This window comes from Kribbella sp. NPDC049174 (assembly GCF_043197365.1).
GTDB lineage: Bacteria > Actinomycetota > Actinomycetes > Propionibacteriales > Kribbellaceae > Kribbella.
Genome location: NZ_JBICSZ010000007.1, coordinates 236,578 through 255,905, shown reverse-complemented (window position 1 = coordinate 255,905; position 19,328 = coordinate 236,578). Strand labels below are relative to the sequence as shown.

The window sequence follows — 19,328 nt, the reverse complement described above, 5'->3', positions numbered from 1 at the left end:
GCAAGCACACCCCGAGGAGAAGATCATGGCCAAGGTTCGGGTCCACAACTACACGATCACGCTGGACGGCTTCGGCGCCGGCGTGAACCAGCGGCTGGACGCGCCGTTCGGCGACGGTGTGGAGGGGCTGCACGACTGGATGTTCGCCGCGCAGGAGGACAAGGCGGCCGGCCGGACCGGGATCGGCCCCGACCGGGTCGGCCGGTGGGAGGAGGGCATCGGCGCGACGATCATGGGGCGGAACATGTTCGGCCCGGTCCGCGGTCCGTGGCAGGACGAGTCGTGGAAGGGTTGGTGGGGTGACAACCCGCCGTACCACCACGATGTCTTCGTGCACACCCACCACCCGCGGGACCCCATCGTGATGGAGGGCGGGACGACGTTCCACCTCACCGACGAGCCGGTCGAGACCGTGCTCGACCGGGCGTTCAAGGCCGCCGACGGTCAGGACGTCATCGTCGCGGGTGGTGCCGCGACGATCCAGCAGTACCTGCGGGCCGGCCTGATCGACGAGCTGTACCTGGTCCAGGTCCCGCTGCTCGCCGGCGCCGGCGAGCGCCTGTTCGACAACGTCGCCGACGCGCTGATCAACTACCAGGTGACCGAGATGGTCAGCTCACCCACCGCCACCCACATCACCTTGAGGCGCCGATGACCGAAGTACTGCGCTACACCGCGTTCACCACTGACCCGGCCGGGGGGAATCCGGCCGGCGTCGTCCTCGACGCCCGCGGCCTGGACGACGCCGCGATGCAGGCGATCGCCGCTGAGGTCGGCTACTCCGAAACAGCCTTTGTGACCGGGGAATATCAGGTGCGGTACTTCTCCCCCAAGGCGGAAGTCCCGTTCTGCGGCCACGCGACGGTGGCCACCGCGGTCGCGCTGGCGGAGCGGATCGGTCCGGGCGAGCTGGTGTTCTCGACCGCGGCCGGGCTCGTGCCGATCGTCGTGGACGAAGGGCTGCGGGCCACTCTGACGAGTGTCGAGCCGTACGTCGAGGAGGCCGGCGAGATCGGCGAGGTGCTGGACATCCTCGGCTGGCGCGCCGACCAGCTCGACCCCGCGTTGCCACCGGCCATCGGGTACGCCGGGGCGCGTCATCTCATCCTGAGTACGTCGACCCGGCAACGACTCGCCGAGCTCGACTACGACTTCGACCGGCTGCTCGCGTACATGCTCGAGCGCGATCTCACCACGCTGCAGCTGGTGTGGCGGGAGTCGGCGACCACCTTCCATGTTCGCGACCCGTTCCCGGTCGGCGGTGTGGTCGAGGATCCGGCGACCGGTGCGGCGGCGGCTGCGTTCGGCGCGTACCTGCGTGAGCGCGGCATCGTCCAGGCGCCCGTCACGCTCACGCTGCATCAGGGTGACGATCTGGGCCGGCCCAGTCAGATCCAGGTTGAGTTGCGGACCGACGACAATCGGGTCCGGGTGAGCGGCAACGCCGTACCGATCACGGAACGCGGGTGAGCCAGTCGTCGGTGCCGAACTTGCTGAGCACGCGATCTTCGGCCAGTTCCACCGTCGTCGGGTCGATGGCGCCGGGCTTGAGGCCGTAGCGGCTCGCGAAGGACGCGACCATCCGGTCGATCACCTCGGCGCGGTCGAGGCCGGTCTGGCTGCGGAGCGGGTCGACGCGTTTGTTCGCGCTCGTGGTGCCCTTGTCGGACAGCTTCTCGCGGCCGATCCGCAGGACCTCGAGCATCTTCGCGGCGTCCATGTCGTAGGCCATCGTGACGTGGTGCAGGATGGCGCCGCCCGCCAACCGCTTCTGCGCGGCGCCGGCGATCTTGCCGGCGGGAGAGGTGATGTCGTTGATCGGCTGGTACGTCGCCGCGATACCGAGGTCGTTGAGCGCCCCGATCACCCAGTCGTCCAGGAACGCGTACGACTCGGTGAACGACAACCCGGACACCAGTGACTCGGGGACGTAGAGCGAGTACGTGATCGTGTTGCCGGGTTCGACGAACATGGCTCCGCCGCCGCTGATCCGTCGTACCACTGTCACGTCGTGCTTGGCGGCGCCGTCCAGGTCGACCTCGTTGCTGAGCGACTGGAAGCTGCCGATGATGACCGCGTTCGAGGCCCATTCCCAGACGCGGAGCGTGGGCGGGCGCTCACCGGAACCGACCTGCTCGGTCAGCACCTCGTCGAGCGCCATCTGCAGGGCCGGCTCCCGCGGAACGTCGTGCACGAACTCCCACTCGTGATCGCGCCAACCGGTCGCGCCGGTCAGCGCACGCCGGACGACGACCGCCACGGCCTCCGGCGAGAACCCGAGCATCTCGACGCCGTCCCCCAGGACGGCGCGCACCCGCGCAGCCACCTGAGCCGCCGGAGTCGCAACCGGCAGACCGGCGAGCGCACCGTTGATCCGCTCCAGCGCGTCGTCCGGCTCGAGGAAGAAGTCCCCACTGATCTGAGCCCGCCGTACGTGCTCGCCGACCACCTCGAGATCCGCGACAACCAGCTTCCCACCCGGCACTTTGTACTCACCATGCATACCTGTGGACAACTTGCCGAAAGCCACAAATGTTCCTACGGCTCGAGCGCCACCCGGACCTCGTCGCCGACCGAGGCGCCGGCTGCCTTCAGCGCCACCTTGCTCACGCCGACACAGAAGCCGCCGCCGGCGACCAGCATCGTGCTGCCAGTGAAGTCGGCACCATTCAGAGTGCCGGTGATCCGTCGCTGTTTGCGCCCACCCAGTTCCGCCACGCGATCGGACGGCACGTCGACGACCGCGAGACCGCCGGGCTTGTCCTCGTTCCAGCGCCGTACGGTGCCGGAGAACTCGACGGCTGTGCCCATTTTCCCCTCCAGGGCTCGCCTCTGCCGCTCCAACGCCACTTCAGCCTACACTCCGAGAACATGGCGGAAATGATGAGTATGAACAAGGCGATCCACGCCGCGTTTCGGCGGGATCTGCAGCGATTCATCGACGCGTTGGAGCGGTTTCCGGCGGGGGATCGGCAGCGGGCCGAGCAATTGTCGATGGCCTGGGCCAACTTCGACGAGCAACTGACGCGCCACCACGAGGGTGAGCACGAGATCGCCTGGCCGGCGCTGGAGTCGATCGGCGTGAGCCACGAGCTGCTCACCCAGATGGATGCCGAGCACGACACGATGGCGGCGGCGCTGACCGCGACCCGCAGCGCACTCGCGACCCTGCGCAGTACGGCGAGTGCCGATGACGCAGCGGCCGCGCTGACCGCGATGCAGGAGTTGCAGCGGGTCACGGTGCTGCACCTGGATCACGAGGAGGCCGCGATCGAGCCGGTGTACCTGGAGAAGAAGGACTCCGCCGAGATGAAGGCGATGGGCCGGCAGTTCGCCAAGGTCAGCCCGTCGCAGGGCGGCACGTTCTTCGCCTGGGCGCTCGACGGCGCCGGCCCGGAGGAGTCCGCGGCGATCACCGGCACGGTGCCCAAGCCGGTCCTGACCGTCATCTCCGGCATCTTCGGCCGCAACTACCGCAAGTCCGTCGCTCCCGTTTGGCGCAGCTGACGCAAGCCCGAGCCCCGGGGGTGCGCCGGGGCTCGGGGCAGCGGGTCAGGTGGTCGGGGTGCCAGTGGTCGGGGTGCCAGTGGTCGGGGTGCCAGTGGTCGGGGTGCCAGTGGGCGGCGTGCCCGTGGGTGGGGTGCCGCCGGGGCCGCCACCGCCCGGCACGCTGAAGGCGTCGTCGGCGCCGACCGCGGTGTCGGAGAGGTCGAGGGCGATGGCGAAGGACGCCTCGTACCCGCTGCGGGTCAGCCTGGGCTTGAGCAGCATCTGGTCGCCGATGTCGGCGTAGTGCATGTCGGCGTCGTTCGTGGTGTCCGGCGTGCCCTTGGCGGCGTACGGCGCCCTGGCCAGGTAAGCGGCCTTGAACTCCTCGGTGAAGTACAGCTGCGAGGTGAACTCGTGCGGGTTGCCGTCGGTACCGGTCGTCTGCACCTTCACGTGGGTGTGGACGGTCCGGCCCTGGTACCAGCCCGGCAGGACGGTGGTGAACTTGACGATGCCGCCTCGGTTCGTCCCCTGGTAGCCGCGCAGGAAGTTCTTGTCGGTGGTGCCTTCGGCCGCGATGTCGGAGTAGATCCCGGCCGCGTCACAGTGCCAGATGTCGACAGTTGCACCCGGCAATGGTTTGCAGGCCTGATCCCCCACTTGCAGGATGTGCAGCACCAGGGTGAGGTCGCACCGGCAACCTGCGACCCGTCCGAGGTGTCCACCCGGATGTCCGACCGGTCATCCCGGCCGCGCCGAACACGGCCAGCGCCTTGCGCCGGCTCAGCACCCGGCCGACGGGCTTGTCGTCGTCTTCCACTGTCCTTCTCCTTCGTCGGTTCCGATCCCCGTGCGAAGGCAATGACGCTAGAAAGACCCGCTGGGAAAGCCCCTCGACTTTCCTGGCAGTACGCCGTGAACGTCAGCGCTGGCGCTCAACCGGCAACCGGGCCGGGAGGAGATTCCTCAGCCGGGGTGAATTCGCAGGCGACGTGGAGGACGCGTTCGCGGACCTCGTCGATCTCGCCGTTGCCGTCGACCTCGCGGAGCAGGCCGCGGTCGCCGTACAGGCTGATGAGCGGGACGGTCTGGTCGCTGTACACCTGGAGCCGGTGCCGGATCACCTCCTCGGTGTCGTCCGAGCGGTGCTCGGTCTCGGCCCGGCGGAGCAGGCGGCGGACCAGGGCTTCCTGCTCGACCCGCAGAACCACGACCGCATCGATGCTGCGGATCTCGTCCAGGACCGCCACCTGGTCGAGGGTGCGCGGATACCCGTCGAGGAGGAAGCCCGAGCGGGTGTCGTCGGCGGCCAGGCGCTCGCGCACCATCGCGTTGGTGACCTCGTCCGGGACGTACTCACCGGCGTCCAGGTACCGCTGCGCGGTCCGGCCCAGGTCGGTCCCGGCGGCGACCTGGGCACGGAAGATGTCACCGGTCGAGATGACAGGGACGCCGAGACGACCCGCGAGCAGCTCGGCATGGGTTCCCTTGCCGGCACCGGGCGGTCCCATCAGGACGACGGTCGTCACGGGCAGCACTCCTGACTCTCGGTAAGTTTCAACAGAGTAGGAGAAGTTCCGCGACAGCGGTACGGCCTACATCACGTCCGGACGCGAGCTACGTCACGCCAGCGGGTCCCAGGTGGACAGGCAGAACGGGTGCCCGGCCGGGTCCGCGAAGACCAGGCAGTGGTCGTCGTTCGGCTGGTGGTCGTACCTGGTCGCCCCCGCGGCCAGCACCTTGGCCGCGGTCGCGTCCAGATCGTCGACGGTGAAGTCGAGGTGCATCTGGATCGGGGTCGCCGGATCCGGCCAGGTCGGCGGGACGTAGGCGGGATCGGTCTGGAAGTCGATCCGCCCGCCCGGCCCGTCCATCGTCGCCCAGACCGGATCGACGTACACAACCTTCCCGCCGGTGATCTCGGCGTAGAAGCGCGCCAGCGCAGTCGCATCGGGGCAGTTCAGCGTCGGCGATGCGAGCCTGATCGCGTCGGACATTCACATCACCGGCCGGAGTTCCACCACGTCACCGGGTCCGGCGAACTTGGCCGCGATCTCCTCGGCCCGCTCACGGGTGGCGAAGTCGAACAGGAAGAACCCGGCCAACTGCTCCTTCGCCTCCGCGTACGGCCCGTCGGTGCTGACCGGCCGGCCACCCTGCCACCGGTAGACGCTCGACGAGGCCGGCGCATCCAGCGCCTCCGCGGTCAAGAACTCCCCCGACGCCTTCAGCTCGGCGAGCATCTCGTCGAACTCCTTGTACATCCGCTCCCGCTGCTCCACCGGGATCGCCCGCCCCACCTCGGTGAAGTCCACCGTCGGGTGCCCCCACGGCTGCGGGTTGGAATGGATCAGAATCACGTACTTCACAAGATCCTCCTGTGGGTGTGTGCCGATACGCAGTAGACGTCGGACCCACCGCGCCACCCTCGACATTCTGCCGGTCACACTCCCGGATCGGGGTCCGTCAGAAGGGTGAGGACCCGGGAAACGGGTCCACCTGATGAGTGGAGGCTGTTGTGGGCACGCTGCTGGTGACTGGTGGGACCGGGACGCTCGGGCGGCAGGTTGTGCCGTTGGTGCGGGCGGCGGGACGGGATGTTCGCGTCCTGAGCCGGCATGGGCGGGATCGGGGCGATGGGGTGGAATACGTTGCCGCGGATCTGATGGAGGGTGCGGGGATCGACGCCGCGGTGGAGGGTGTCGACGTGGTGGTGCACCTGGCGGGCGGGCCGAAGGGTGACGACATCGGGACGCGGAATCTCGTTCAGGCGGCGGAGCGGGCTGGGGTGAAGCATCTGGTGCACATCTCGGTGACGGCGGTGGACCAGTTGCCGTTCACGTACTTCAAGTCGAAGCTCGGTGCTGAGCAGGCCGTCCGGGAGTCGTCGGTGCCGTGGACGGTGCTGCGGGCGGCGCAGTTCCATGACTTCGCGTTGAAGACGGTGCAGGCGATGGCGAAACTGCCGGTGCTGCCTGTTCCCGGCGGTTTGAGGTTCCAGCCGGTGGATGCTCGGGACGTGGCCGAGCGGCTGGTCGAACTCGCGCTGGGCGAGCCGGCCGGGCTCGTGCCTGATCTGGTCGGCCCGAAGGTTTACCCAGTGGGAGACCTCGCCCGCGACTACCTGAAGGCGACTGGCAAGCGACGGTTGTCGCTCCCGGTCCGTGTCCCGGGCAAGGCCGGCAAGGTATATCGGGCCGGAGGCAACTTGACGCTCAGCGGCGCCGACGTCGGCACGCGCACCTGGGAGGACTTCCTGGCCGAGCAAACACACGGGGCTTCCGCCAAACCGCTCGGGGAGTGATGCTTGGCCCATGGCGATGGTGGGGCGCCGGGGGGAACTGCAGGCCCTGCGCGCGTGGGTGGACGAGGCTCGTGCAGGTCACGGGCGACTGGTCCTGTGTACCGGCGAGGCCGGGATCGGCAAGACCCGGCTGGCACAGGAAGTCGCCGGGCTGGCCCTCGCGCAGGGAGCCGCCGTCGCGTGGGGCCGCTGCGTCGAGACCGAAGGCGCTCCCGCGTACTGGCCGTGGCGGCAGGTACTGCGCTCACTCGACCTGGACGCGGATCAGGTGCTCACCGGCGACGACCGTTTCAAGCTCTTCGAGGAAGTCACGGACGAGGTACGACGGGCCGCCGGGGACCGTGGCCTCGTCATCGTCCTCGACGACATCCACCGCGGTGACGAACCGTCCTTGCTGGTACTGCGACATCTGGCCGGCCAACTCACCAACCTGCCGGTGCTGATCCTCGCCACCGCCCGCGACGCCACCGGACTGGGCGAACTCTCCGCCGCCGAACGCCTGGATCTGCAACCCCTCGCCGCGACCGAGGTCGCCGAACAGTTGACGTCGGCAACCACCGATTCCGGGCTGGCGGCAACGGTCTACGAGGTCACCGGCGGCAACCCGCTGTTCGTCCGCGAACTCGCCCGCGCGATCGCCGACGGCAGTTGGCGTCCGAACCAGCCACCGCCACGGTCGGTTCGAGAGATCGTCGGCACCCGACTCGACCGCGCCTCGGACGACTGCCGCCGGCTGGTCCAGGCCGCCGCGATCGTCGGCCGCGACTTCCGCCTCCGAACAGTTGCCGCGACGCTGCAACGGCCCGTGGACGACTGTCTGCCGCTGGTGGACGAGGCAACGAAACTGGGCTTCATCGAGGACTTCCGGTTCGTCCATGCCCTCACCCGCGACGCCGTCGAGGCCTCCCTGTCGACCACCGAACGGATAATGCTCCACCGTGCCGTCGCAGCAGCACTGGAGGACGACCCCGAGGAGCAGTTGGCCACGATCGCCAGTCACTATGCGGTCCTCGCGCAGTACGGCGACGGCACGACCGCGCGGCGGTGGATCGTTCGTGCGGCCGAGGACGCCGTCCGACGACTGGCCTACGAGGAAGGTGTTCGGCTCTATCGGCAGGCGTTGACGACGCGGCCACTCGACCTGCGGGAGTCCTGCGAGATCTTGATTGCCCTGGGCAAGGCGGCCTACCTGGCCGGTGATCTGCAGAGCTGTTGCGCCGCAGCGGTCGAGGCGGCCGCGACGGCGCAGAGTCCGGAGCAGTCGGCCGAGGCCGCCCTGGTGCTCGAAGCAGTTCCCGACCCGGCCATCAACGCGACCGCCGAGCGGCTCTGCGAGGAGGCGCTTGCCCTGGACATCGATCCTGGACTCCGTGCCCGGCTGCTTGCCCTGCGCAGCCATCTCGCCTTCTACGACGGCGAGCAATCGCGACTCGACGAGCTCAGCGCGGAGGCTCTCACCCTCGCGAGGACCTCTAAGGACGACCGAGCGCTCGCTGATGCGCTGCGCGCTCGGCAGGAGGCGTGCCCGGGTCCGCACGGTCGCGCCGAGCGGCTGGAGCTCGCGACCGAAATGCTCGACCTCGCCAAGCGGACCAGTAACCCACGGGCAGAGATGTGGGGCGAGATCTGGCGGCTCGACGCGCTGATCGAAAGCGGCCGCCTCGCCGCCGCGGCCGAGGAACTCCCCCGCCTCCGCGTCGCCGTCGACCGCCTCGGCGGCCCGGTCGCCGCCTGGCACCACGACCGCATCGCCGCCTGTATTGCCCAAGCCCGCGGCCTGTACGCCGAAGCAGCGATGCTCGGGCGGCGCGGCTTCGACCGGATGCGGCCGGTCGAACGGGCTCCAGCCACGGGCGCGTACTTCGCCCTGCAGATCGCCTTGGCCGGACATGTCGCAGTCACCGACGAGATGCGGCAGTTCGCCCAACAGCCGTTCGAACCACCGCCGCGCTTCGTCACGCTCTCCCTGCTGTCCAGGGCCCACCTGTTGCTCTGCACGAACTCACCCGAGCAGGCGGCGGCGGCGTACCAGCGGGCCGGGCCGATCGACACGTGGTCGTTGCCCGCGTTCTTCGTGCTGCCGGCGTACGTGTACGCGACCCTGGCCTGCTGCGGCCTCGGCCGGTTCGACGACCTCGCCGCATTGCTGAACAGGTTGCAGCCGTTCCGTGGGGAACATGCCGTGGGCAACGGTGTCGCGTACCTGGGGCCAGCTGAACTGGCCATCGGCCGGGCCGCGGCCGCACTCGGGCGATTGGATGCCGCAGTCGACGATCTGACCACGGCGGTCGCCCTGGCCGAGACCGCCGGAGCCGCCGGGTTCGTTGCCGAGGCGCAGTATCACCTCGCCTGGACGCTGTTCACGCGCGACCGGGCGGGCGACCGCGACCGGGCCCGGCCGCTCGCGACCGAGGCGGCGCGCTTGGTCGAGACGCTTGGCATGTCCGCCTACAGGGAACGGGCCGCCGTTCTGGTCGGGCGGTTGAACGGCAACGAGAAGCACGGGCTGAGCACCCGCGAGCTGGAGGTCGCCGGGCTGGTGGCCGAGGGGATGACGAACCGGCAGATCGCCGGGCGGCTGGTGATCTCGGAGCGGACCGCGCAGAACCACGTCCAGCACATCCTCACCAAACTCGGCTTCACCACTCGCAGCCAGATCGCCGCCTGGTCCAGCCGCCGGTGAGCACCCCGCCCGATGAGTACCCCGAATGAGTGATCTGGCGGATTCGCGCCCGCCCGCGGATCCCTAGCGTGACGAGGGTCAGCACTCACCCAGGAGGAATCATGCAGTGGATCGCAGTCGCCACCCCGCCGTTCGCGGCGATCGAGCAGTTCGACCGGGTCATGGACCAACTCGGCGAGGACCAGGTCGACGGCCTGGAGGCCCGGTACGTCGGCACCACCGCCGACGGGCTCCGAGTGGTCACCCTCTGGGAGACCAAGGAGCACGCCGACCGTTTCTTCGCCGACCGCCTCGGCCCGGTCCTCGCCAAGGTCCTCGGCCCCGAACCGGCGGGCCGGCCCGAGATCCTCGGCATCGAGGTGGCCCGCAGCTACACCCGCCAGCCGGTCTGATCCAGCGTGGTGGGCGGGTGGATCCCGCCCACCAGGTAGGGCTGGAGCAGCCGGCTCGGCTGCGCGTGCAAGCGACGGGCAATTCCGGCCAGCAGGTCGGCCACCTGGACGCGCGGATCGCGACGAGAGTCGACCTGAGTCACGGTCAGCAGCGGCGGTGGGGACGGAAACGTCGCCCCAGCCAGGTACGTGCGCAGCCGGGCGATGCGATGCCGGGTCAGCGCACTCTGCTCGTCGTGCACCACCGCGACCGACCGACGACCGGCACTCCAGAACAGCGCGGTCTCCGCCAGCGCAGGCACCATCGGCTCGAGCGGCGGCGGGATCGCCGGATCGTCGTCGATCAACCGCAGCAGCACCTCTTCCACGTGCGCACGCGTCACGTCCCGCAACACCGCTACCTCGGCCGGCATCGTCGCGAAGAACCGGTCGATCAGCGCATGGTCGATCAGCCGCAGCCGCTTCGTCCGCGTCATCGTGATGAACGCGTCCAGGAACTCGGTCCGGCCGGCGGCCCGGTAGATGGCGATCGCGCTCTCGTGGTGATCGCATTCCAGGCTGGTGCCCGCGCCGTACGACGGTTCGGCGACGAGCAACTCGATCACCCGGCGGGCGACGTACCAGGTCTTGTCGATGACGTGGACGTGCGCACGCCCCCGCAGGACGGTCAGGAACCACTCGAGCTCGGATCGCTGCTCGGGCCGGAGCAGCAGGTTGGACTTGTACTCGGTGGATCGGCGCCGACGGGACGACCGCAGTACGGCGACCACCTCGGCGGCCTCCGGTACGGCGAGATCCACGCCGGCATGGGTGATCACGGGCGACTCGGGATCCAGGAGGTTGCTCCCGGAGAATCCCGACTCGTCACAGGCGATCTCGACCCACGCCTGCGATGGCAGGGTGTGCATAGGTGATGAACTCCAAGGCTGAAGGCTGCACGCTGAAGAGCCCGTTGGTGACGGGCATGATCCGGCGAGGTGTCGCGGAATCAGTGAGCGGCAGCGGCCTTCGGAGACATGCACCCCATGATCGGCGATCGCGGGCCGGATCGACCAACGATTTGTGTCAGGGCTTGCGTCCGGAAGGTCCGAAAATCCGAAAAGTCAGATTGTCCCGAAGGCTACCGGTAGCGCGGTCCGGCCGGCGCAACCGGGCTGTGTCGCGGAACCGGATGCCCGCTTCGTCCCACCCGACGGGAGATCCCGGCAAGTTCGTTGGCAAACGCTTGCCAGACCCGTCCGCGAGCCACAGACTGAGCGCCACATCCGGAACACCGCCCCCGATCCCGGAGGAGAAACGCATGCATCGCCGTACCTTCCTGACCACCGTCGGCGCCGGCCTCGCCACCACCGCGTTCGTCGTCCCGCCCGCCCGTGCCCACGCCCGACCCGTCCGGGCGAAGACCCTCGACGAACTCCGGAGGGCGATCGCCGCGGCCCGGCCGGGTGCCGAGATCGTGCTCGCCAACGGGACGTACGACGTACCGGACGGCCAGACGATCGCGGTCCAGGGCAAACGCGGCACCGCGGACGCGCCGATCACCGTCCGGGCCGAGTCGATCGGCGGCGTGACGCTGACCGGGAGCCGCGGGTTCGTCTTCGGCGACTCGTCATACGTCACGGTGAGCGGGTTCAAGCTCCGGCAGCGGTCGACGTTCGAGGTGCCGACCACGTGCCATCACCTCAGGATCAGCCGGAACGACTTCCAGTTGGCCGATATCGAGGGCATGCACTGGCTGATGATCCGCGGTGACTACTCCACCGTGGAGCGGAACCACTTCCACGGAAAGTCCACCCTCGGCGTCTTCCTCGGGGTCGAAGGGCCCGGTGCGGACGGGATGGCCCGCGGTGTGCGGATCACCCGGAACTACTTCTCCGACCACACCTTCGCCGGCGACAACGGCGGCGAACCGATCCGGCTCGGGCTGAGCGGCCGGTCGCTGAGCGACGCGGGTGCGGTGGTCGAGTACAACCTGTTCGAACGCGTCGACGGCGATCCCGAGGCCATCTCGGTCAAGTCGTCCGGCAACACCATCCGGTACAACACGATCCGCGACAGCCTCGGCGGGATCGTACTCCGGCACGGCAACCGGACCCGGGTCGAAGGCAACTTCATCCTTGCCGGGAGCAACGGAATACGGATCTACGGCAACGATCACCTGATCGTGAACAACTACGTCGAGCAGGTCGGCGGCTCCGGCGTCGTCCTGGGCAGCGGCAACGTCCAGGACCACAAGCCGGAGGACTCACCGGAGAGCCGCCGCGGCAACGACGCACCGGACCGGGTGACGATCGCCCTCAACACGATCCTGTTCTGCGGTACGGCGATCAGCGGCGAGTCGCAGCGGACACTCCCGCCGATGGGCTGCACGATCGCCGACAACCTGCTGGTCGGCGACTCGGGCAGGCATCTGGTGTCGATGCCGTACCTGCAGGGCATCAGCTGGTCCGGCAACATCTGCTGGGGCGCCGCCGGAGACGGCAACATCCCCGGCGGCTTCAGCCGGAAGGACCCGAGGCTCGCCACCGGCTCCGACGGCATCCGCCGCCTCACCTCGTCGAGTCCGGCGATCAACGCTGCCAGCAAGACCTACCCGACCGTGACCCGCGACCTCGACGGTCACCCGCGCATGGGCCGGGCCGACGTCGGCGCGGACGAGTACAGCCCGGCCACTCCGCTCAACCGGCCGCTCACCCCCGGAGACGTCGGGCCGCGATGAGTTTTCGCCGGCTCGCTCGTCTCAACAGGGGTACAGGACGAGCGAGCCGGAGGTTTGTGATGGCGAAGGTGTTGTACTCGGTGACGATGTCGGTGGACGGTTTCATCACCGGGCCGGAGGGCGACATGCAGTGGATGCGGCCGTACCTCGGGCCGAATCCGGAGGTCGAGGAGCTGATCCCGCGGATCGGGTCACTGCTGATCGGGCGGCGGTCGCACGACGGGGACGATCCGCACAAGGGCGACGAGGGCGAGGGCCAGGCCTTCGGCGGCGGATGGGACGGGCCGCTGTTCGTGGTCACACACCGCCCGCCGGCCAGCCCCGAGCCCGGTGTCACGTACGTCGACGAGTTCGCGAAGGCACTCGCGATGGCGAAGGACGCGGCCGGCGACAAGTACGTCAACGTGATCGGCGCGAACATCGCCAAGCAGTGCATCGAGGCCGGCGAACTCGACGAGGTGCTGCTGTGCTTCGCACCGGTGATGCTCGGCGACGGCACCCGCCTCTTCGACCACCCCGGCGGTCACACCGTCGCCCTGACCCGCCTGAGCCTGACCGAGAACCCGCTCGCCTCCAACCTCTGGTTCGCAGTGTCCAAGGAGGGCTAGAAGTCGACCGCGGTCGAGTGCATGACGGCGCGGATCTCCACCGAGCGGCCGGGGGCGCGGGTGTCGGGGAGAAGGTGCGCGAGCTCGACCGCGCGGGCCGGAGTCTCCACGTCGATCAGGTAGTAGGCGTCGATCGAGACCGCGCGGGCTCGGTCGGGAACGGTGATCGCCAGCTGTGCATCGGCCAGCAGTTCACCGCCGACCAGTTCGCCGGCCTCGCGGGCGGTGTGCTCGAACGCGTCGCGGCACAGGTCCGCGCCGGTGTCGCCCTGCAGGATCAGTAGGAATTTCATCGGCGCACTCCTCTCTTACAGATAAGACGGAGTCGAGGCCGCGGTTTTGACATGATGACGGGATGTTCGTACGCACCGAGCGGTTGGGCTTGCGCCGCTTCACGACCGCGGACGCCGAGGCGTTCGCGGCGTACCGGTCGGTGCCGGAGGTTGCCCGCTACCAGTCGTGGGATGAGCCGGTGAGCCTGGCGGACGCGCTCGAGCTGGTCGAGGACTTCGGGCAGGGGGATCCGGCCGGGCCCGGCTGGTTCCAGTACGCGATCGACCTGGACGGCGTACTGATCGGGGACCTCGGGCTCAATCTGCACGACAACCTCATGCAGGCCGAGCTCGGTTTCACGCTGGCGCCGGCGTACCAGGGGAACGGCTATGCGACCGAGGCCGTTCGGGGACTGCTCGACCACCTCTTCATCGAGCGGAGCCTGCATCGCGTGTCGGCTGAGTGCGATGCTCGCAACTCCGCGTCGGCACGGCTGCTCGAACGGGTCGGCTTTCGGCGGGAGGGTTTGCGGCCCTCCAACTCGTGGTTCAAGGGCGAGTGGACCGACGACCTGCTGTTCGGTCTCCTGCGCACCGACTACCTCAGCTGACCGCCTTCGCCGCCCACGCGCGGGCGGTCAACCGGATCGAGCCGTCCGCCTCGATCGGCAACCGCGAGCGCACCGCCTCCCGCAGTACCTCCTGATCCGGCGCGGCCAAGCTGCGCAGGTAGGCCGGCGCAACCCCCTGCCCACCCAGGAACGGCCGCCAGTAGTCGTCGAACGAGGTGAAGACCGTCGGTACGACGATCTCGCGCGTGGCGACCGTGGTGAACCCGGCATCGGTGAACAGCCCCTGGATGCCCTCCGCCGTACAGAACGAGAAGCGGATGCCCTCGTCGTGCTCACGGTCCTGCGGCCGCACCTCGGCCACCGCGTCGAAGAAGTACCTCATCAGTTGCATGCCGTCGGCGTAGTCCCAGACGTAGACCGCGACCGTCGAGCCGATCTCCCGCATCCGGCGTAGCGCCTCGACGCGTTCGGGGATGAAGTTGAGCACAAGCCCGGCGACGACCGCGTCGTACGGACCGTCCGGGAGCTCAGCGGCGGACCTGACCTCGAAGCTCGCCCGCTCGTCGTCGACGGTCTGGCGCGCGTACCCGATGAACCCTTCTGACGGGTCCACGCCGAGCACCGACGCGGGAGCCGCGATCCGCAGGATCGTGCTGGTCAGAGCGCCCGTACCGCAGCCGACATCGAGCCAGCGCAGGCCTGTGGGCTGGTCCAGCCAGCCGACGAACTCCGCCGCGACCGGCCGGCTCCACCGGCCCACGTACGACTCGTAGATGTCGCCACTCGACCACTCGCTCATTCCCGCAGCGTAGGCCTACCGGACATGGGTCGGCAGGGATACCCCGGTGAGTTCTTCGGCCGCCTTCCAGAGGCGAGCGTTGGCTTCGCGGTCGAGCGAGCGCTTCGGCGGGTTGACGAGTTTGGTCGGGCCGACCAGGCCGAGGCGGCCGGACGGGCCGTAGTACGCACCGGCCTTCGCGTCCGGGCTGGTTGCCGCGAACAACAACGGCTCGGTGCCGATCTCCACCTCCTGCGACGGTAGCGGGTTGAAGCGCATCGCGAGCTCCACGAGCCGCGGCGTCTTGTCGCGGCCGAGGCTGGGGCCGGCCGTCTGCAGGTTGGTGCGGGTGAAGCCGGGGTGCGCGCCGTTGCTGAGCAGCGGCCAGCCGTGGTCGGCGGCCACCTGCGCGAGGTGGTTGCTGAACATCAGGTCGGCGAGCTTCGACTGCGCGTACGCCGCCGTCGCCCGATACCGGCGCTCCCACTGCAGGTCGTCGAAGTGGATCCGGCCGAAGTTCGCGGCACCGCTGCTCATCGTGGTGATCCACGGCTTCGGGGCGGCCAGGACCAGCGGCAGCAACTGCAGGGTGAGAGCGAACGGGCCGAGGAAGTTGGAGCCGAACTGCAGCTCGAAACCGTCCTTCGTGGTCATCCGGGTCGGCGGATGCATCACGCCGGCGTTGTTCACCAGCAGGTCGAGGTGCGGCTCGTCCGCGCTCAGCCCGGCGGCGAACTCCTGGACCGAGGCGAGGTCGGCGAGGTCGATGCGCCGTACCTCGAGCTGGGCGTGCGGGTGCTCGGCGAGGATCTCGGCCCGGGCCGCCTCACCCTTCGCGACGGTGCGGACCGCCATCACCACACGGGCGCCGGCCGCGGCCAGCCGCTTGGTGGCTTCCTTGCCGGTGCCGCTGTTGGCGCCGGTGACGACCGCGAGCTTGCCGGTCTGGTCGGGAACGACGTACATTCTCGTCTCCATCTCATAAAAGACTGGTGGTCTGTTATGGCTTCCACGTTATCAGACCGGTGGTTCGTTAACAACAGACCGGCGGTCTGTAGACTGTGAGGGTGACGACATTCCAGCGGGCCCGGAGCGAGGAGCAGCGGGCGGCCCGGCGGCGGGCGATCCTCGGGACAGCGGCGGCCATGCTGACCGAGATGCCGGTCGCCGAGCTGAGCCTGAACGAACTGAGCCGCCGCGTCGGCCTGGCCAAGTCGAACGTGCTCAAGTACTTCGAGTCCCGCGAGGCCGTCCTGCTCGAGCTGTTCGGCATCGAGTTCGACGCGTGGATCGACGATCTGGAGGCGGCCCTGCGGGACGCCGCCGGCAGCCCGGCCCAGCGCAGCGAACAACTGGTGGAGGCAGTGGTCCGGACGCTGTCGGCGCGGCCGGTGTTCTGCGACCTGATCAGCGCGCAGGCGGCGGTGCTCGAGCGGAACATCTCGACCGAGGTCGCGCTCACCTTCAAACGCGCCGCCCTGGCCGGCTACCAGCGAATGCTGATCGTGGTGACCGCAGCCCTTCCGCAGATCGGCGTGGAAGGTGCGTCCCGTTTCATCGCCAACGCGAGCATGCTGGCCGGCGCGATCTGGACACACTCACACCCGACCGCCGCCATCCTGGCCGCCTACGAGGCAGACCCCGAGCTTGCGACCATCCGCTTGGAGTTCGCGCCGAGTCTCCGCGAAGCACTCACCAGTCTGTTGTACGGCCTTCTCCCCCGGTGACACCGGCGGCGGACTCCCCCGCTGACACCGGGGATCACCGTGCGTTGACCCACCGAGGCCTGAGACGCCGCGGTGCAGGTTTCCCCTGAAGTTTGAGCCCAGCGCAACTCCATTGGTGACGAATGGAGTTAGTTTGCTCGCGCAAGCTTTCTTCGTTGGGAGAGGTTACCCATGAACATCCGTTCCTGGCGCCGGCCGTCGCGCCGGCTGGTTCTGACCGGCGCCGCATCGGTCGCGCTCGCGTCGATCGTCGGCGGCGTCGCGTACTCGGCCGGAGTCGCGGCCCAGCAGCCGGCCATCCAGACGTCGACACCGCGGACCGAACGACAGGTCACGAACATCGACGTCCTGCGCCAGCAGTTGCGCAACTACTACGGCGATCCGCTCGGCACCGGCACGTTCGGTGCGAACAGCAACTACGCCAAGGAGGCGACGTCGGTCGCCGCCGCGGGCACGCGCTGGATCTCCGCACCGCATCACCCCAAGGACGCCAAGAAGACCAAGGCGATCCTGCTCGACGTCGACGACACCTCGCTGGCCACCTGGAACTACGAGATCGCCAGCAACTGGGCGTACAACCCGGCGACCAACGCGACGTACGTGCTGGACCAGAAATTCCCCGCCGTCCCGGGGATGGTCGACCTGGTGACGACGGCCGAGCGGGAAGGGTACGCGGTCTTCTTCCTGACCGGGCGCGGTGCCGCGCAGGAGCAGGCGACGCTGGGCAACCTGACCGCGGACGGCGTCGGCGTCGACGCGGGCTTCCCGAAGCCGACCACCCTGCCGAACGGTGAGGACGGCCTGTTCACCAAGCCGGCCGTCGCGGACTACCCGGACTACCTGAAAAAGGCGTGTGCCGCCGACCCGAACGGCTCCTGCACCACGATCCACTACAAGTCGGCGACCCGCGCCCACATCGAGTCGCTCGGGTACGACATCGTCGCGAACTTCGGCGACCAGTACAGCGACCTCAAGGGCGGGTACGCCGACCGCACCTTCAAGCTCCCCAACCCGAACTACTACCTGCCGTAACCGCCAAGCGGGCCCCGTCAGACCGGCTTCGTGTAGCGGTGACACGGGACGGGGATTGGGCCCGAGTCGGTGGTGGCCGGGTAGTCGAAGGCCCCGGCGTCGGTCCAGCCGCTGCGCTCGTAGAAACGGCGAGCCCGGGCGTTGCCGGTAGCGACCGCGAGCCACGCCTCGGCGTGACCGTTCGCCTTCACCTGCTGCTCGGCCTCGGCCAGGAGTACGCCGGCAATACCCGAGCCACGGTGGTCGCGGGAGACGTACACCTGCTCGACCTCGTCCCCGACCACCATCACGAATCCCGCCACCTCGTCACCCACCACCGCGACTGTGGTGTCGGCGACGCGTTCGGCGGCCCGGGTCCAGAACGAATCCTTGGTCCGGATCGCGACCAGTTCGTCCGGCACGTGACCGAGATGCCCGTCGCCCCATCCGGCGTACCAGATGGCGGCGACGGCCTCGGCGTCGGCGGGCCCGGCAGGGCGGAGCGAAGCTGTCATGCAGTCAGGGTAAACACCAAGGAGGCACTCGCCGCGCCCAAGAACACGACGGCCAGCCCGAACTGTGCCGTGTAGTCCGCGGCCCGGACGTGGGTGTACAGCGCACACACGAAGAACAGCACCAGCCCGATCGCGGCAGCAGCCACCAGCCACGGCGCTTCGATCAACAGCCCGGCAAGCAGTCCGGCCGCACCGGCAGTCTTCAGTGTGCCGATCGGGAAGGTCAGCCACGACTCCGGTACGTCGGCCTTCGCCATCCCAGGCAGGATCGCCTTCCAGTGCAGCAGCGCCGCGATCCCCGAGAACGCGTTCAAGGCAACGGTCACCACCACGACGACAACCGCGGTCGTGCCCATGTCAGTCGACCTCCACGTGCGCGAGCTTGTCCGGGTTGGTGATCGCGTAGATGCCTGTCACCTGATCACCTTCGACATCCAGCACGATCACGGCGAACGCGGTGTCACCGGACAACAGCAGCGCGGACGGATCGCCGTTGATGGTCCGGTAGCGGATGCCGAGTGACTCCAGCGGGCGACGACGGCGGTCACCGATGATGAGCGGGGCGATCCGGTCACGACCCAGCAGCGGATGCAGACCGGCCGCGCGAGCCTTGCCGCCACCATCGGCCCAGAGCGTCACATCTGGCGCGAGCACTTCCATCAGGGCGTTCAGATCCCCGCCGACGACGGCATCGATGAACCGCTGCGTCACTTCCTGCTGCACGTGCCGATCCGCGGGGAACCGAGGTCGCCGGGCCCGCACGTGATCCCGGGCCCGATGTGCCAACTGCCGCACCGCCGCGGGCGTCCGACCCACGATCTCCGCGATCTCCGTGTGTGCATACCCGAACACCTCGTGCAGCACGAACACCGCCCGCTCCAACGGCGTCAGCGTCTCCAGTACGACGAGCACCGCGAGCGACACCGCCTCGGTCCGTTCGACCGGATCGGCCGGTGTGACCACCGGCTCCGGCAGCCACGGCCCGACGTACTCCTCCTTGCGGCGATTGATCGTCGTACGCCGGGCCAACGCCGAGTTCACCGCGATCCGGACGAGGTACGCCCGCGGGTTCTCGACGCCGGTCCGGGTCGACCAGGCCAGCCAGGTCTCCTGCAGGACGTCGTCGGTGTCGGTGACGCTGCCGAGGATGTTGTAGACGATCGAGAACAGCAGTTCCCGATGCTCGACGAACACCTCGGTCGCCGCGTCCGGACTCAGGTCATCATGTGCTTTCACACCACTTATGAGTCATCCCGGC

24 protein-coding genes are annotated in these 19,328 nt (G+C 68.8%); 11 read left to right on the top strand and 13 right to left on the bottom strand.

What is annotated here, in order from left to right:
* Positions 1-25: 25 nt before the first annotated feature.
* Together ACGFIF_RS30960 and ACGFIF_RS30955 are read left to right on the top strand one after the other, a co-directional pair.
* On the top strand, positions 26-655 hold the full coding sequence (locus ACGFIF_RS30960; protein WP_393159369.1) for a dihydrofolate reductase family protein: 630 nt from the start codon (positions 26-28) through the stop codon (positions 653-655).
* The gene (locus ACGFIF_RS30955) at positions 652-1,470 is read left to right on the top strand and encodes a PhzF family phenazine biosynthesis protein (RefSeq protein ID WP_393159367.1); all 819 of its coding nucleotides are present in this window, start codon (positions 652-654) and stop codon (positions 1,468-1,470) included. The genes ACGFIF_RS30960 and ACGFIF_RS30955 overlap by 4 nt, the downstream gene beginning before the upstream one ends.
* Here the strand turns inward: ACGFIF_RS30955 and ACGFIF_RS30950 are convergent.
* Entirely contained in the window at positions 1,454-2,503 is a 1,050-nt protein-coding gene (locus tag ACGFIF_RS30950; protein ID WP_393159365.1) for a biotin/lipoate A/B protein ligase family protein, read from the bottom strand. The two genes, ACGFIF_RS30955 and ACGFIF_RS30950, sit on opposite strands and share 17 nt — an antisense overlap.
* A 35-nt stretch (positions 2,504-2,538) precedes the next feature.
* Positions 2,539-2,811 (bottom strand): DUF1905 domain-containing protein, encoded by a 273-nt coding sequence (locus tag ACGFIF_RS30945; RefSeq protein ID WP_393159364.1) that lies wholly within the window; start codon positions 2,809-2,811, stop codon positions 2,539-2,541.
* 60 nt (positions 2,812-2,871) lie between these two features.
* On the opposite strand from ACGFIF_RS30945, the gene ACGFIF_RS30940 reads away from it, so the two are divergent.
* Positions 2,872-3,507: a hemerythrin domain-containing protein gene (locus tag ACGFIF_RS30940; protein WP_393159362.1), complete on the top strand. Its 636-nt coding sequence runs from the start codon at positions 2,872-2,874 to the stop codon at positions 3,505-3,507.
* Between the two features lie 45 nt (positions 3,508-3,552).
* Here the strand turns inward: ACGFIF_RS30940 and ACGFIF_RS30935 are convergent, their stop codons facing one another.
* The 4 genes from ACGFIF_RS30935 to ACGFIF_RS30920 form a co-directional block, all read right to left on the bottom strand.
* Positions 3,553-4,167, bottom strand: coding sequence for a hypothetical protein (locus tag ACGFIF_RS30935; protein ID WP_393159360.1), 615 nt, complete (start codon positions 4,165-4,167; stop codon positions 3,553-3,555).
* A gap of 257 nt (positions 4,168-4,424) precedes the next feature.
* Entirely contained in the window at positions 4,425-5,000 is a 576-nt protein-coding gene (locus ACGFIF_RS30930) for an adenylate kinase (RefSeq protein WP_393159723.1), read from the bottom strand.
* Between the two features lie 111 nt (positions 5,001-5,111).
* A complete protein-coding gene (locus tag ACGFIF_RS30925; protein ID WP_393159359.1) occupies positions 5,112-5,486 on the bottom strand; it encodes a VOC family protein in 375 nt (124 codons plus the stop codon).
* Positions 5,487-5,858, bottom strand: coding sequence for a YciI family protein (locus ACGFIF_RS30920; RefSeq protein ID WP_393159357.1), 372 nt, complete (start codon positions 5,856-5,858; stop codon positions 5,487-5,489). It lies immediately after the preceding gene.
* A gap of 149 nt (positions 5,859-6,007) precedes the next feature.
* Here ACGFIF_RS30920 and ACGFIF_RS30915 point away from each other — a divergent pair, with 149 nt between their 5' ends.
* The 3 genes from ACGFIF_RS30915 (at position 6,008) to ACGFIF_RS30905 (ending at position 9,868) form a co-directional block, all read left to right on the top strand.
* Complete coding sequence (locus ACGFIF_RS30915) at positions 6,008-6,793, top strand: SDR family oxidoreductase (protein ID WP_393159356.1); 786 nt, start codon at positions 6,008-6,010, stop codon at positions 6,791-6,793.
* 10 nt (positions 6,794-6,803) lie between these two features.
* The gene (locus ACGFIF_RS30910) at positions 6,804-9,476 is read left to right on the top strand and encodes an ATP-binding protein (RefSeq protein WP_393159354.1); all 2,673 of its coding nucleotides are present in this window, start codon (positions 6,804-6,806) and stop codon (positions 9,474-9,476) included.
* Between the two features lie 101 nt (positions 9,477-9,577).
* Positions 9,578-9,868 carry a hypothetical protein gene (locus ACGFIF_RS30905; RefSeq protein ID WP_393159353.1) on the top strand — a complete coding sequence of 97 codons (291 nt, stop codon included), beginning with the start codon at positions 9,578-9,580 and terminating at the stop codon, positions 9,866-9,868.
* On the opposite strand, the gene ACGFIF_RS30900 is transcribed toward ACGFIF_RS30905, so the two are convergent.
* Positions 9,847-10,776, bottom strand: coding sequence for a DUF3800 domain-containing protein (locus tag ACGFIF_RS30900; protein ID WP_393159351.1), 930 nt, complete (start codon positions 10,774-10,776; stop codon positions 9,847-9,849). The genes ACGFIF_RS30905 and ACGFIF_RS30900 overlap by 22 nt on opposite strands.
* A gap of 392 nt (positions 10,777-11,168) precedes the next feature.
* Between ACGFIF_RS30900 and ACGFIF_RS30895 the strand changes: the two genes are divergently transcribed.
* Both ACGFIF_RS30895 and ACGFIF_RS30890 read left to right on the top strand, forming a co-directional pair.
* Positions 11,169-12,587, top strand: coding sequence for a polysaccharide lyase 6 family protein (locus tag ACGFIF_RS30895; RefSeq protein ID WP_393159349.1), 1,419 nt, complete (start codon positions 11,169-11,171; stop codon positions 12,585-12,587).
* A 59-nt stretch (positions 12,588-12,646) separates the two neighbouring features.
* The gene (locus tag ACGFIF_RS30890; protein WP_393159348.1) at positions 12,647-13,195 is read left to right on the top strand and encodes a dihydrofolate reductase family protein; all 549 of its coding nucleotides are present in this window, start codon (positions 12,647-12,649) and stop codon (positions 13,193-13,195) included.
* Here the strand turns inward: ACGFIF_RS30890 and ACGFIF_RS30885 are convergent.
* Positions 13,192-13,488 (bottom strand): hypothetical protein, encoded by a 297-nt coding sequence (locus tag ACGFIF_RS30885; RefSeq protein ID WP_393159347.1) that lies wholly within the window; start codon positions 13,486-13,488, stop codon positions 13,192-13,194. The genes ACGFIF_RS30890 and ACGFIF_RS30885 overlap by 4 nt on opposite strands.
* 62 nt (positions 13,489-13,550) lie before the next feature.
* Between ACGFIF_RS30885 and ACGFIF_RS30880 the strand changes: the two genes are divergently transcribed.
* Positions 13,551-14,078, top strand: a complete 528-nt coding sequence (locus tag ACGFIF_RS30880; RefSeq protein WP_393159346.1) for a GNAT family N-acetyltransferase — start codon at positions 13,551-13,553, stop codon at positions 14,076-14,078.
* Here ACGFIF_RS30880 and ACGFIF_RS30875 read toward each other — a convergent pair.
* Both ACGFIF_RS30875 and ACGFIF_RS30870 read right to left on the bottom strand, forming a co-directional pair.
* Positions 14,071-14,838, bottom strand: coding sequence for a class I SAM-dependent methyltransferase (locus tag ACGFIF_RS30875; RefSeq protein WP_393159344.1), 768 nt, complete (start codon positions 14,836-14,838; stop codon positions 14,071-14,073). The genes ACGFIF_RS30880 and ACGFIF_RS30875 overlap by 8 nt on opposite strands.
* 15 nt (positions 14,839-14,853) lie before the next feature.
* Complete coding sequence (locus tag ACGFIF_RS30870) at positions 14,854-15,783, bottom strand: SDR family oxidoreductase (RefSeq protein ID WP_393159342.1); 930 nt, start codon at positions 15,781-15,783, stop codon at positions 14,854-14,856.
* A 101-nt stretch (positions 15,784-15,884) separates the two neighbouring features.
* Between ACGFIF_RS30870 and ACGFIF_RS30865 the strand changes: the two genes are divergently transcribed.
* Positions 15,885-16,544 carry a TetR family transcriptional regulator gene (locus tag ACGFIF_RS30865; RefSeq protein WP_393159341.1) on the top strand — a complete coding sequence of 220 codons (660 nt, stop codon included), beginning with the start codon at positions 15,885-15,887 and terminating at the stop codon, positions 16,542-16,544.
* A 171-nt stretch (positions 16,545-16,715) separates the two neighbouring features.
* Positions 16,716-17,576 (top strand): HAD family acid phosphatase, encoded by an 861-nt coding sequence (locus tag ACGFIF_RS30860; RefSeq protein WP_393159340.1) that lies wholly within the window; start codon positions 16,716-16,718, stop codon positions 17,574-17,576.
* 17 nt (positions 17,577-17,593) lie between these two features.
* On the opposite strand, the gene ACGFIF_RS30855 is transcribed toward ACGFIF_RS30860, so the two are convergent.
* Genes ACGFIF_RS30855 through sigJ form a run of 3 tightly spaced genes read right to left on the bottom strand, consistent with a single transcriptional unit; the run spans position 17,594 to position 19,306 of the window.
* On the bottom strand, positions 17,594-18,070 hold the full coding sequence (locus ACGFIF_RS30855; RefSeq protein ID WP_393159338.1) for a GNAT family N-acetyltransferase: 477 nt from the start codon (positions 18,068-18,070) through the stop codon (positions 17,594-17,596).
* Positions 18,067-18,426 carry a DoxX family protein gene (locus ACGFIF_RS30850; RefSeq protein WP_393159337.1) on the bottom strand — a complete coding sequence of 120 codons (360 nt, stop codon included), beginning with the start codon at positions 18,424-18,426 and terminating at the stop codon, positions 18,067-18,069. Before ACGFIF_RS30850 ends, ACGFIF_RS30855 begins: the two co-directional genes overlap by 4 nt.
* A 1-nt stretch (position 18,427) precedes the next feature.
* Complete coding sequence (sigJ, locus tag ACGFIF_RS30845) at positions 18,428-19,306, bottom strand: RNA polymerase sigma factor SigJ (RefSeq protein WP_393159335.1); 879 nt, start codon at positions 19,304-19,306, stop codon at positions 18,428-18,430.
* Positions 19,307-19,328 lie beyond the last annotated feature (22 nt).

What these genes read in the sequence shown, in the direction of transcription:
- ACGFIF_RS30960 (WP_393159369.1), top strand. Translation starts at nt 26, where the DNA reads ATGGCCAAGGTTCGGGTCCACAACTACACGATCACGCTGGACGGCTTC.
- ACGFIF_RS30955 (WP_393159367.1), top strand. Translation starts at nt 652, where the DNA reads ATGACCGAAGTACTGCGCTACACCGCGTTCACCACTGACCCGGCCGGG.
- ACGFIF_RS30950 (WP_393159365.1), bottom strand. Translation starts at nt 2,503, where the DNA reads ATGCATGGTGAGTACAAAGTGCCGGGTGGGAAGCTGGTTGTCGCGGAT.
- ACGFIF_RS30945 (WP_393159364.1), bottom strand. Translation starts at nt 2,811, where the DNA reads ATGGGCACAGCCGTCGAGTTCTCCGGCACCGTACGGCGCTGGAACGAG.
- ACGFIF_RS30940 (WP_393159362.1), top strand. Translation starts at nt 2,872, where the DNA reads ATGGCGGAAATGATGAGTATGAACAAGGCGATCCACGCCGCGTTTCGG.
- ACGFIF_RS30930 (WP_393159723.1), bottom strand. Translation starts at nt 5,000, where the DNA reads ATGGGACCGCCCGGTGCCGGCAAGGGAACCCATGCCGAGCTGCTCGCG.
- ACGFIF_RS30925 (WP_393159359.1), bottom strand. Translation starts at nt 5,486, where the DNA reads ATGTCCGACGCGATCAGGCTCGCATCGCCGACGCTGAACTGCCCCGAT.
- ACGFIF_RS30910 (WP_393159354.1), top strand. Translation starts at nt 6,804, where the DNA reads ATGGCGATGGTGGGGCGCCGGGGGGAACTGCAGGCCCTGCGCGCGTGG.
- ACGFIF_RS30905 (WP_393159353.1), top strand. Translation starts at nt 9,578, where the DNA reads ATGCAGTGGATCGCAGTCGCCACCCCGCCGTTCGCGGCGATCGAGCAG.
- ACGFIF_RS30900 (WP_393159351.1), bottom strand. Translation starts at nt 10,776, where the DNA reads ATGCACACCCTGCCATCGCAGGCGTGGGTCGAGATCGCCTGTGACGAG.
- ACGFIF_RS30895 (WP_393159349.1), top strand. Translation starts at nt 11,169, where the DNA reads ATGCATCGCCGTACCTTCCTGACCACCGTCGGCGCCGGCCTCGCCACC.
- ACGFIF_RS30890 (WP_393159348.1), top strand. Translation starts at nt 12,647, where the DNA reads ATGGCGAAGGTGTTGTACTCGGTGACGATGTCGGTGGACGGTTTCATC.
- ACGFIF_RS30885 (WP_393159347.1), bottom strand. Translation starts at nt 13,488, where the DNA reads ATGAAATTCCTACTGATCCTGCAGGGCGACACCGGCGCGGACCTGTGC.
- ACGFIF_RS30880 (WP_393159346.1), top strand. Translation starts at nt 13,551, where the DNA reads ATGTTCGTACGCACCGAGCGGTTGGGCTTGCGCCGCTTCACGACCGCG.
- ACGFIF_RS30875 (WP_393159344.1), bottom strand. Translation starts at nt 14,838, where the DNA reads ATGAGCGAGTGGTCGAGTGGCGACATCTACGAGTCGTACGTGGGCCGG.
- ACGFIF_RS30870 (WP_393159342.1), bottom strand. Translation starts at nt 15,783, where the DNA reads ATGTACGTCGTTCCCGACCAGACCGGCAAGCTCGCGGTCGTCACCGGC.
- ACGFIF_RS30860 (WP_393159340.1), top strand. Translation starts at nt 16,716, where the DNA reads ATGAACATCCGTTCCTGGCGCCGGCCGTCGCGCCGGCTGGTTCTGACC.
- ACGFIF_RS30855 (WP_393159338.1), bottom strand. Translation starts at nt 18,070, where the DNA reads ATGACAGCTTCGCTCCGCCCTGCCGGGCCCGCCGACGCCGAGGCCGTC.
- ACGFIF_RS30850 (WP_393159337.1), bottom strand. Translation starts at nt 18,426, where the DNA reads ATGGGCACGACCGCGGTTGTCGTCGTGGTGGTGACCGTTGCCTTGAAC.